Annotated in this window: 12 protein-coding genes; 5 read left to right on the top strand and 7 right to left on the bottom strand. The window is 55.4% G+C overall.

The window, feature by feature from the left end:
- Positions 1-6: 6 nt before the first annotated feature.
- From NP603_RS10735 to ettA, 7 genes are all read right to left on the bottom strand, one after another.
- Positions 7-1302: an adenylosuccinate synthase gene (locus NP603_RS10735; protein ID WP_256610880.1), complete on the bottom strand. Its 1296-nt coding sequence runs from the start codon at positions 1300-1302 to the stop codon at positions 7-9.
- Between the two features lie 12 nt (positions 1303-1314).
- Positions 1315-2505 (bottom strand): ATP phosphoribosyltransferase regulatory subunit, encoded by a 1191-nt coding sequence (locus NP603_RS10730; RefSeq protein ID WP_256610879.1) that lies wholly within the window; start codon positions 2503-2505, stop codon positions 1315-1317.
- A gap of 73 nt (positions 2506-2578) precedes the next feature.
- Positions 2579-3433: a protease modulator HflC gene (gene hflC, locus NP603_RS10725; protein WP_256610878.1), complete on the bottom strand. Its 855-nt coding sequence runs from the start codon at positions 3431-3433 to the stop codon at positions 2579-2581.
- A gap of 1 nt (position 3434) precedes the next feature.
- Positions 3435-4628, bottom strand: coding sequence for an FtsH protease activity modulator HflK (gene hflK / locus NP603_RS10720; protein ID WP_256610877.1), 1194 nt, complete (start codon positions 4626-4628; stop codon positions 3435-3437).
- A gap of 166 nt (positions 4629-4794) precedes the next feature.
- Complete coding sequence (gene hflX / locus NP603_RS10715; RefSeq protein ID WP_256610876.1) at positions 4795-6060, bottom strand: ribosome rescue GTPase HflX; 1266 nt, start codon at positions 6058-6060, stop codon at positions 4795-4797.
- An 11-nt stretch (positions 6061-6071) separates the two neighbouring features.
- A complete protein-coding gene (hfq, locus tag NP603_RS10710) occupies positions 6072-6314 on the bottom strand; it encodes an RNA chaperone Hfq (RefSeq protein WP_054758645.1) in 243 nt (80 codons plus the stop codon).
- A gap of 194 nt (positions 6315-6508) precedes the next feature.
- Complete coding sequence (gene ettA, locus NP603_RS10705; protein WP_256610875.1) at positions 6509-8173, bottom strand: energy-dependent translational throttle protein EttA; 1665 nt, start codon at positions 8171-8173, stop codon at positions 6509-6511.
- A 148-nt stretch (positions 8174-8321) separates the two neighbouring features.
- Here ettA and NP603_RS10700 point away from each other — a divergent pair, with 148 nt between their 5' ends.
- Genes NP603_RS10700 through NP603_RS10680 form a run of 5 tightly spaced genes read left to right on the top strand, consistent with a single transcriptional unit; the run spans position 8322 to position 11539 of the window.
- The gene (locus NP603_RS10700; protein WP_256610874.1) at positions 8322-9011 is read left to right on the top strand and encodes a TatD family hydrolase; all 690 of its coding nucleotides are present in this window, start codon (positions 8322-8324) and stop codon (positions 9009-9011) included.
- Positions 9004-9753 (top strand): tRNA threonylcarbamoyladenosine dehydratase, encoded by a 750-nt coding sequence (locus NP603_RS10695; protein WP_256610873.1) that lies wholly within the window; start codon positions 9004-9006, stop codon positions 9751-9753. The genes NP603_RS10700 and NP603_RS10695 overlap by 8 nt, the downstream gene beginning before the upstream one ends.
- Positions 9750-10154, top strand: a complete 405-nt coding sequence (locus tag NP603_RS10690) for a hypothetical protein (RefSeq protein WP_256610872.1) — start codon at positions 9750-9752, stop codon at positions 10152-10154. The genes NP603_RS10695 and NP603_RS10690 overlap by 4 nt, the downstream gene beginning before the upstream one ends.
- Positions 10155-10205: 51 nt before the next feature.
- The gene (locus NP603_RS10685; protein WP_256610871.1) at positions 10206-11135 is read left to right on the top strand and encodes an SAM-dependent methyltransferase; all 930 of its coding nucleotides are present in this window, start codon (positions 10206-10208) and stop codon (positions 11133-11135) included.
- Positions 11136-11146: 11 nt separating this feature from the next.
- Positions 11147-11539, top strand: coding sequence for a hypothetical protein (locus NP603_RS10680; RefSeq protein WP_256610870.1), 393 nt, complete (start codon positions 11147-11149; stop codon positions 11537-11539).
- The last annotated feature ends 24 nt before the right edge of the window (positions 11540-11563 follow it).

Here is an 11563-nt window from a genome sequence, read left to right as displayed (position 1 = left end):
CCAGGGTCAAGCCGCGAACGGATTTTCCAGGACGATGGTTTCGTTGCGATCGGGACCGGTGGACAATATCGTGACTTTGACGCCGACCAATTGTTCGATCCGGGCAATGTAAGCCTTGGCGTTTTCCGGTAATTGCGCGAAATCGGTAATGCCGGCGGTGCTACCGCTCCACCCCGGCATTTCCTCGATCACCGCCTCGCAAACGGCGTATTGGTCGGCGCCCAACGGCGCCGTTTCAGTGATTTGGCCGTCAATTTTATAGGCGGTACAAATGCCGATTTTATCCAGGCCATCCAGCACGTCCAGCTTGGTCAGGCAGATGCCGGCCAAACTGTTCAATTGCGCGGATTTGCGCATCGAGACCGCATCGAACCAACCGCAGCGGCGTTTACGCCCGGTGGTGGCGCCGAATTCGTGACCCTTGACCCCCAAATGTTCGCCATAACTGTCCATCAATTCGGTCGGAAACGGGCCGTTGCCGACCCGAGTCGAATAGGCTTTGGTAATGCCCAGAACGTAATCCAACGCTAACGGCCCAACGCCGCTGCCGGTCGCCGCGCCACCCGCGGTGGTATTGGAAGAGGTTACGTACGGATAAGTGCCATGGTCTATATCCAACAACGCCCCTTGCGCACCTTCGAACAAAACGTTGTTCCCCTGTTTCTGGTGGCTATACAGCGCCTCGCCGACATCTGTCAACATCGGTTCGATGATTTCGCCCAAACGCAAGGTGTTAGCCAGAATTTCTGCGTAGTTGACCGGTTCGGCCTGGTAGTAATTGACCAGCATGAAATTATGATACTCGACCAACTCCTTTAGCCGGGCCGCAAACTCGTCCCGATTGCGCAAGTCGCCGGCACGCAAACCGCGACGGGCCACTTTGTCTTCATAGGCCGGACCGATACCGCGGCCGGTCGTGCCGATTGCCTTGCTACCGCGCGCCTTCTCCCGCGCTTGGTCGATCGCAACGTGGACCGGCAAAATCAATGCGCAGGCTTCGCTGACCTGTAACCGGTTCCTGACCGGTACGCCCGATTTTTCCAGAATCTCGATTTCCTTGATCAGCGCTTCCGGGCAAAGCACTACGCCGTTGCCGATCATGCATTGCACGCCCTCGCGCAGTACGCCGGACGGAATCAGGTGCAATACCGTTTTTTCGCCGTTAATCACCAAGGTGTGGCCGGCGTTATGGCCGCCCTGGAAGCGCACGACGGCCGCAGCCTGCTCGGTTAAAAGATCGACCAGTTTGCCCTTACCTTCATCGCCCCATTGCGTGCCGATAACAACTACATTCTTTCCCATACTTTTCCAACCTTAAACTAATGGATTAACGACCCAGCGTTGATTCTGATTTTGTAAAACTGCGTTGCAGCCCAGTTGAGCGGCCGCATCTGCTTGCCCCGGCAATTGCTGAATGACGACCTCGCCCTGGGCGCGTAAATCTCTGATGGCCTGCAGCAGATCGGCATCCTCGCCGAACGGCGCATAAACGATTTGTCTGGCGTTACCGATGTCCTGGAACATAGCGGCCAACACCTTCAAATCGGCACTAAACCCGGTAGCGGCGCGAGCCCGGCCGAACCTCGCCCCGATGTTGTCGTAGCGGCCGCCGCGGGCGATCTCCTTACCCAACGCCGGGACGAAGGCGGCAAACACCATACCGGTGTGGTAATGGTAACCGCGTAATTCAGCCAAATCGAAACTGACGCTCAAGCTGGGAAAATCGCGCCGCAGTTTATCGGCGATACCGCGCAAGTCGGCCAACGCATCGCCAATAATGCCGCCACAGGGCAAGCCGGCCAACAAACCGTCGGCCTTGTCCAATACTTCTCTGCCGCCGTTCAACTTAGGCAACGCATTGAAAATGGACTGGTAGCGTTCGTCGAGGGCAAATCCGGCCAACAACTCCACCAGTTCGGTCCTGGCCTTGCGCTGCAATACGTCGAACAATTCGGACTCCTGCTGCTGGTTCAAACCGGCTTGCTCGGCCAGCGCCCGATAGATAGCGACATGACCCAAATCCAGATGTACGTTTTGTAGGCCACTGATCGCCAGCATTTCCAGCATCAACCGGATCACTTCGTAATCGCTTTCCAATCCGGCATGACCGTATAGTTCTGCGCCGATTTGCATAGGGCTGCGACTTTTTTCCAACGGATCGCCTACGGCGTGCAGCACGGTGCCGGCATAGCACAAGCGGGTCGGACCGTCGTGCTGCAAATGGTGGGCATCGATACGGGCAACCTGCGGCGTCATATCGGCACGTACACCCAGCATTTCGCCGCTGAGCTGATCGGTCAGTTTAAAAGTCTGTAGATCCAGATCGTGGCCAGAACCGGTCAGCAGAGAATCCAGGAAATCCACGAAGGGCGGAATCACCAACTGATAACCCCAACAGGCAAAAGTATCGAGCAGCTTTCGCCGCAGATTTTCCAGATGCGCGGCTTGCTCCGGCAGTACCTCGCCGATGCCTTCGGGTAACAGCCACTTGTCTTTTCTTTGCATTTTTTGTCTATCCCAATCACAGCAAACGCCCCGCAGAGCGGGGCGTCTGATCATGCAGCGTTAGATTGATGGTTTATTTCTGACTTTTGAAAAATTTGAAGAAATCCGAATTCGGCTCCAACACCATGATATTGCCGGATTTGCCGAGGGCTTCTTTGTAGGCGATCAAACTGCGGTAAAAGGCGAAAAAATCGCTGTCTTCGCCGTAGGCCTTAGCAAAAATATCCGCAGCCCTGGCATCGCCCTCGCCGCGCAGTACTTCGGAATCGCGATAAGCGTTGGCCAATATGATTTCGCGTTGTTTGTCGGCATCGGCACGAATCCGCTCCGCAGCCTCGGAACCTTGGGAGCGAAACTCACGTGCAACTCTCGCACGCTCCGCTTCCATCCGCTGGTAAACCGAGGTGCTGACCTCGTTCGGCAGATCGATGCGCTTGACCTGAACGTCGACGATGTTGATACCCAATCGAGATGCATGCGGCGATACGTTGGTGATCAGCGAATCGCGAATCGCGCTACGGTCGGTGGAAACCAGTTGTCTGATTTCGCGTTTGCTGAACTCGCTCCGTGCGGCGTCTTTGATGATCTGATCCAGACGGATGTTGGCCTGTCCGACATCACCGCCTACCGTAGTGTAAAAGGTTTTGACATCGCCGATGCGCCATTTGACGAAGGAGTCGACGATAACGTTTTTCTTCTCGGCGGTCAGGAACCGCTCCGGGGTCGCATCCATGGTCAGAATGCGGGCATCGAACTTTTTAACGTTGTTGATGAACGGAATCTTCAGGTGCATGCCGGGCTGGAAGTCGGTACCGACAATTTCGCCCAACTGGAATTTGATCACTCTTTCGGTTTCGCCGACGGTAAATACCGACATCGACAATACGACCGCCAACGCGCCAACGGCGACTAATATCTTGTTTCCCATGTTAGCGTCCCCTCACATCGCGTTCGCGGCTGGATGCACGAATATCGTTTCTAGTCTCTTTAACTTGAGGCGCGGGTGCGGCCACCGGTTCGTGGACCGGTGTCGGTGCCGGCGCAGCGTCATCAGCAACCTTATTCACCAGCTTTTCCAACGGCAGATACATGATGCTGCCGCCGGATTTAACATCCACCAACACATTATTCGATTTACCAAGCACTTGTTCCATTGCTTCAATGTACATACGTTGCTTGGTAACCGCGGGCGCCTTTTTGTACTCTGTAAGCAGTTGCGAGAAGCGGCTGACGTCGCCGTTCGCCTGCGCAATCACTTTTTCTTTATAAGCTTCGGACTCCTGCACGATACGCGACGCAGCACCACGTGCCTTCGGAACCACATCGTTGGAGTAGGCTTCCGCTTCGTTGATCAAGCGTTGTTTGTCTTCACGAGCTTTGATCGCATCCTCGAACGAACCCTGCACCTGTTCCGGTGGCTGGGCATCCTGCAAATTCACGCTGGTGATCAATATGCCGGTTTTGTAGGCATCCATCACCGACTGAATTTCGGTTTTGATTGCGGCAACGATTTCGCTGCGACCTTCGGTCAGCACGAAGTCCATGTCGCTGCGACCGATCACGCCGCGCTCAACGCTCTCCGTAACTTGTTTCAGCGTGGACGCAGGGTCCAGCACGTTAAAGGCGTAATCCTTCGCGTCCTTGACCTGGTATTGAACGGCCAGACGGACGTCGACGATATTTTCGTCTCTGGTCAACATCATCGCTTCTTTGGGGACCGAGCCCATCGCTTGTCCGCCGCCGGAACGGTAACCGACCTCGATAAAACGCTGCTGTTCGACGTTAATGACTTGCACTTGCTCGATCGGCGCCGGAATATGCCAATTCAGACCGGGCTGAGTGGTAGCGACGTAAGCGCCGAAACGGGTAACGATACCGCGGGTACCCTCGTCTACGGTGTAAAACCCACTCAAGCCCCACAGCGCCAACGCACCAGCCGCCAAAAAGCCGATACTTTGCATCGACGGGCCATTAGAGCTATCGCCGCGTTTGCCGCCACCGAAAATACCGCCCAGTTTGTCCTGCAGGGACCGGATTACTTCGTCCAGATCGGGAGGATTATCCTTTTCGTTGCGACCACTCCACGGGTCTTTTTTATCACCGCCGGGCTCATTCCAAGACATACCAAACGCTCCAATAATTGGATTTGCAAACTCTAAATTCGACTCGCCGCGTAGCGAAAAGCCGGAATTATGTTTCGGAAACGGCGCGCCGCTTCCGAAAGCGCGCCATTCTATCTCAAATTACCATTAACCGAGAAAATAACTAGGTATCGAAACGGTTTTAGGATCAGACCACCGCTTCGACCCGGATATGTTTCAACAGGCCCAAATGCTTTTTATCGATTTCAATTGTCAACTCGCAATCGCCGTGATCGTCAGTGACATCGCTTATTATTCTGACAAAAGCAAACAGCTTGGCTTTCTGTCCTGCCTGCCCGGCAGGCAAATAACATTTTCGGATAACTTTGCTGCTGGCAAACAGCTCGCTTAACGCCTGTTGCAGCAAATCGCAACCGGCTCCGCTCTGCGCCGATATCCAGACGGCAACCGGCCGGCCGTCGGCATCGTAATCGATATGCGGCTCGATATCGTCGAGTAAATCGATCTTATTGAACACTTTCAACTGCGAAATTTTGCCGGCACCTATCTCCTCCAACACCTGATTCACCTGCAAGATAGTGTCGTCGCGGTCTTCCGCCGCCGCATCGATCACGTGCAGCAACAGATCGGCCTCGGCCGCCTCCTGCAACGTGGAACGGAACGCCGCAACCAATTCGTGCGGTAAATGACGAATGAAACCTACCGTATCGGCCAGGATAATCTCACCGCCGTTCGCCAGCGGCAGTTGGCGCAAAGTCGGATCCAAAGTGGCAAACAACTGATCGGCCGCATAAATCCCGGCTCCGGTCAATGTGTTGAACAAGGTCGATTTGCCGGCGTTGGTATAGCCAACCAACGACGCGGTGGGAATTTCCGCCTTTTTCCGCTTACTGCGGCTTTGATGGCGCTGTTTTTCGACTTTTTCCAGCCGCTGTTGGATTTGCTTGATTCTTACCGCCAGCAAACGCCGGTCGGTTTCCAACTGGGTTTCGCCGGGACCGCGCAAACCGATACCGCCCTTTTGCCGCTCCAGGTGGGTCCAACCGCGAATCAATCGAGTCGAAAGATGCTTCAACTGCGCCAATTCGACTTGCAACTTGCCTTCGAAGGTCTGCGCGCGCTGAGCAAAAATATCCAGAATCAAGCCGTTACGGTCGACCACCCGCACTTCCAACGCCTTTTCCAGATTGCGCTCCTGGCTGGGCGACAAAGGATGGTTGACGATGATAATGTCGGCCTGGAGTTCGGCTACGGCGACCTTGATTTCGTCGAGCTTGCCGATGCCGACGAAATATTTGGGATCCGGCCGGTGGCGGCTGCCGGTGACCACATGAATCGGTTGGGCACCGGCGGATTTGGTGAGTTCTTTCAGCTCGTCGAGATCTTCTTGTCCGACTTGCAAATTCAGGTGAACGAGTATCGCCCGTTCGCCCGCATCGGGACGTTCAAACAAAAAAAGACCTCTTAGCTCTCGTCGCTGGGTTCGGCATCGCGGTGCATATTGACGTTTTTGCCGGGAACGATGGTGGAAATGGCGTGTTTGTATACCATTTGATTGACGGTATTCTTCAGCATCACGACGTACTGATCGAAAGAATCGACGCGACCTTGCAGCTTGATGCCGTTCACCAAGAAAATCGACACTGGGGTATGCTCTTTTCTCAGGGCGTTCAAAAAATTGTCCTGCAAGTTTTGTGCTTTCGACATCCTATTTCTCCTTATTATTGTTCGGTGCGCTATTAATACATTAACCGCTACATCTGCCGATTTCAACCGGACAGCGGCGGCTTAAAAAAACTAAAATCAAGTTTGGGACAAAGCCGCGCTATTTCAAGTTCAAAGCCAACTTTATTAGCTGCCGGGTCCGCCGCCATTTTCGGCGGCGAACCCTTAACCCCGGCTTAGCCGATTTTTTTGTATTTGATACGGCGCGGATTATCTGCGTCTGTTCCCAACCGGCGATGGCGGTCTGCTTCGTAATCGGCATAGTTGCCTTCGAACCAGACCACCTCGCTATCACCTTCGAACGCCAGCATATGGGTGGCGATCCGATCCAGGAACCAGCGATCGTGCGAAATCACCACGGCGCAACCCGGGAAACCCAGCAGCGCCTCTTCCAGAGCCCGCAAGGTTTCCACATCCAAGTCGTTGGTCGGTTCGTCGAGCAGCAATACGTTGCCGCCGCTTTTCAGCAACTTGGCCAGATGCACTCGGTTACGCTCGCCGCCGGACAATTCGCCGATGCGTTTTTGCTGATCCGAACCCTTGAAGTTAAATCGGCCACAGTAAGCGCGCGATGGGGTTTCGTATTTGCCGACCGTAATCATGTCCAGACCGTCGGAAATCTCTTCCCAAACGGTTTTGTTGTTGTCCATGTCGTCGCGAAACTGCTCGACATAAGACAATTGCACGGTCTGGCCGAAGTTGAACGAACCGGAATCCGGCTGTTCCATTCCGGCCATCATTTTGAACAACGTGGTCTTACCGGCACCATTCGGACCAATGATGCCAACGATACCACCCGGCGGCAGTTTGAAACTCAAATTATTGATCAACAACCGATCGCCAAAGCCCTTGCTGATATTGTCGGCTTCGATGACGACGTCGCCCAGGCGCGGCCCGGGCGGAATATAAATTTCCTGGGTCTCGTTGCGTTTTTGCACTTCGACCGACGACAGCTCCTCAAAGCGAGCCAGACGCGCCTTGCTTTTGGCGTGACGGCCTTTCGGATTTTGCCGCACCCACTCCAATTCCGCTTTCATGGCTTTCTGGCGCGAGGTTTCCTGCTTCTCCTCCAGCTCCAGACGTTTTTCCTTCTGTTCCAGCCAGGACGAATAGTTGCCTTCCCAAGGAATACCCATGCCGCGGTCCAGTTCCAGAATCCAGCCGGCGACGTTATCCAGGAAATAACGGTCGTGGGTTACCGCAACGACGGTACCGGTATAGTCGTGCAGGAAGCGCTCCAGCCAGGCGACCGATTCGGCGTCCAAGTGGTTGGTCGGCTCGTCCAGCAACAGCATATCGGGCTTGGACAGCAATAAACGGCACAACGCGACGCGACGCTTCTCGCCCCCGGACAATTTACTGACATCGGCGTCCCAATCCGGCAAGCGTAGAGCGTCGGCGGCAATCTCCAACTGCCGGTCCAGATTGTGACCGTCGCAGGCATTGATGATGTCCTCCAACTTGGCTTGCTCGGCGGCCAATTTATCGAAGTCGGCGTCCGGGTCGGCATAGGCCGCGTAAACCGCATCCAATTTAGCCAGGGCGTCCTTGATGTGCTGCACGGATTCTTCGATGATGCCGCGCACGTTTTTAGTCGGATCCAGCTGCGGCTCTTGCGGCAAATAGCCGATGTTGATGCCCTTCAGCGGAATCGCTTCGCCTTCGATTTCCTTGTCGACGCCGGCCATGATGCGCAGCAGCGTCGATTTACCGGAGCCGTTCAGACCCAACACACCGATCTTGGCCCCCGGAAAAAACGACAGCGAAATGTCCTTCAGGATGTATTTCTTGGGCGGCACCACCTTGCCGACCCGGTTCATGGAGAAAATATATTGCGCCATTGTTTCTCTGTTACGGAAAATAAACCGCTATTATACCCTGCCACATGGAATTTCAAGCCCGCCATTTCAACTCACACGGCTTGACGCTTCGCAACTGAAAACGCGATAGTTGGCAGCGCTTAGTTCCGCCCTTATGGTTTCTCGCAGCATGCCCCTCTCCGCGCCATTCATCGATATTCATTGCCACGGCTATCGCCCCGAAGCCGATTGGCTGATCCGCAGCCTGGACATATCCGAAATTGCCGAGCTACCGGCATGGCTTTCGGCAGATGAGCGGCGCTATGCCAGTATCGGCGTTCACCCTTGGTATTGCGACCGGCAACCTCCGGAGCACAACGAGCATAATCAGCGTAGCCTATACAGCAACCCGCGCATACTCGCCGTTGGCGAATCCGGCCTGGATAAATGCATCGATATTCCTTTGGAACGTCAGACTGCGGTATTCCAAGGCCAGATCGAATTGGCCGAACAGATCGGCAAACCGTTAATCGTTCATTGTGTGCGCGCCCACAATGAGCTGATTGCACTACAAAAATCGGTGAGACCGAACCAAGCTTGGATCCTGCACGGTTTCAACGGCAAACCGGCCTTGGCCGAGCAACTGCTGAGACACGGCTGCCACCTGTCGTTCGGAAAATCCCTGCTCACACCCGGACACCCCTCGCGAAAAGCGCTGTTGATCACGCCGACGGAGCGTTTATTCCTGGAAACCGACGCCAGAACGCAGCTTTCAATTAGCGAAATCTATAACGAAGCGGCTAAAATCCTCCGTTTGGACATCCAAACCCTGCAACGCCGAATCGTTGCAAATTTTCAAAGAGTATTCCTGCATGACTGATTTAAGCTGGCTGTCCCGTACCGAATTGCTGATCGGCAAACCCAAGCTGGATAAGCTCCAGCAATCCCATGTCTTGGTGGTGGGCATGGGCGGCGTCGGCTCGTTTGCTGCCGAATTCATCTGCCGGGCCGGGGTTGGCGAGATGACCATCGTCGACGGCGACGTGGTTGATCCCAGCAACCGCAACCGCCAGTTACCGGCCTTGGCGACGACCCATGGCCAATCCAAGGCCGATATCATGGGCGAGCGTTTGCTGGCGATCAATCCGGATTTGAAACTGCACATCCGCCACGAATTCATCACCCCGGACACCGCCGCCGAACTGTTGAACACCCATTACGATTACATCGTCGACGCCATCGACAGCCTGACGCCCAAGATCCATTTAATCCGCGCCGCCAAGACCCGCAAGATGAAAATCGTCAGCTCGATGGGCGCCGGCGGCAAGATGGACCCGACCCATCTCAAGGTGGTGGATATTTCCAAGACCTATAATTGCCCGTTCGCCCAATTCATCCGCATCCGCTTGCGCAAACACGGCATTAGCCGCGGCGTGAAAGTGGTGTTTTCGCCGGAAGTGGTGAATAAAGATTCGTTGATGTTCACCGACGGCAGCAATTACAAAAAGTCGGCCTACGGCACGATTTCCTATTTGCCGGCGGCGTTCGGCGGCGTCTGCGCCTCGGTGGTGATCCGCAACCTGATCCACGATCCGGCCCACAGCCATAAACATCAAGTATGAACAACCATAAACCCAGCGGCAGCGGCATGACGGTCGGCTTTGCCCAAAGCAGCCGACTGCGGGAAATGCGCGAAAAAGCGTTAGGCGCCACAGCGCCCTCGCCTGCTCCCCAAACATCAAAGCCCGAAACCAGCCCCAACGACGCCAAGCTCAGCCCGGAATTGCTCCTGGCCCGGCGCTTGATCGATCAGCGCCTGGCCGAGTTGCTGGCGACCTTGCCGGCCGGCAAGCAAAACAGCTTGTTCCGCATCCGTTTCGGCCTGGAACTCAGCCAAATCAAAGCGTTGCCGATTCGGCAGGTGTTCGGCAAGCTGAAAATTGCCGATCCGCAATTGCCGCCGCAGTCGCCGGCCATGAAGCGCATCGGCGATCTGAATTATAATGGCGAATCTTGCGGCTAAGGCCGCACCGCACTTTTGCTTTTAGCCCGTTCCCACGACATCCAGCCATTCATGTCAGCTACGATCTATACCCTAGAACCGAACCAGGATTACCGAGACCAAAGCCTGCGCCACGGCGCCGAGCTGTCCACCGCCGAACTGCAAGCCGACGCCGCCAAGCATTACGACGACTGCTATCACGATTATCTGTTCGCCTGGTGCAACCGCGACAACCTGGCCTTGCACTACGGCTATTGGGACGACGCCAAACCTTACGACCAGCACCAGGCCCTGCTCAATAAAAACCAGGTGCTGTACGACAAAGCCGGGATACAGCCCGGCGACCACGTGTTGGACGCCGGCTGCGGCATCGGCGGCAGTACGATCTGGATGGCCAAGCAACGCGGCAACCGGGTCACCGGCATCACCATCAGCGCCAAACAGGCCGACTATGCCCGCGACCACGCCAAGCGCCACGGTGTAGCCGAGTTGGTGGATTTTCAAGTGGCGGATTTTTGCGCAACCCCGTTCGCCGATGCGTCGTTCGATGTAGTCTGGGCGCTGGAAAGCTCCTGCCACGCTCTGCACAAGGGCGATTTTTTAAAGGAAGCCTGGCGGGTATTGAAACCGGGCGGTCGCATTGTGGTTTGCGACGGCTTTGTGTTGCAACGCCAGTTCAGCGCCCAACAGTGGCAAGCCGTGGTGACCTGCCTCAACGGCTGGGCCGTACCCAATTTGTGCAGCCGCGACGAATTTAGCGGCCTGTTGCAACAACAAGGTTTTGCCGACATCGTCTGCCACGACATTACTGCCCAAACCCAGGCTTCGGTCGAACACATGTACAAGGTAGCCAAACGCCTGAAACCGGTCCAAACTATCAGCCAATGGCTAGGGCTGCGCTCGAAGGCCCAAACTGCCAACTATTTGGTCGGCTTGGCGCAATATCAGTTGTTCACGGAAAAACTGACCGAATATTGCATTTTTACCGCGTACAAAAACTAAAAGAGCCGTTCATGTTGTTACCGCGTTTGAATTGGGTACCGTTGCTGGTGTGCTTGGCCGGCTGCGCCAGTGCGCCGGCCAGCAGCGGGCTGGACAGTTTCGCCGACTACGCCGAATCGGTGTTCCGCCATCAAAACGCTATCATGAGCCGACTGATGATGCTGAGCGAAGCCGAAATGCTGCCGGATACCGACGATTTCGAGGCCGCCGAACAGGCCATGCACGACGCCTGCCATCTATTGAACGAATACGCGGAACGCGAGGCGGACGGCGAGAGCATGGGCTTCAGGTTCAAGGCCAAAGTCCAATCCAGTATTGAAGGTTGCGACGCCAGCGTGCAGAAAATGGAAGCGTTATTGTCCGGGATAGATCCATCGCAGATCCCTCCGCACGGCCAACGTTGAGTCGATAGCCCAACTTTGCTCCGG

The sequence above is a fragment of the Methylomonas aurea genome (genome assembly GCF_024505045.1).
In the GTDB taxonomy this organism is placed as follows: Bacteria; Pseudomonadota; Gammaproteobacteria; order Methylococcales; family Methylomonadaceae; genus Methylomonas; species Methylomonas aurea.
The sequence above is the reverse complement of the archived record's forward strand: the minus strand, read 5'-3'. Positions and strand labels throughout refer to the sequence as shown.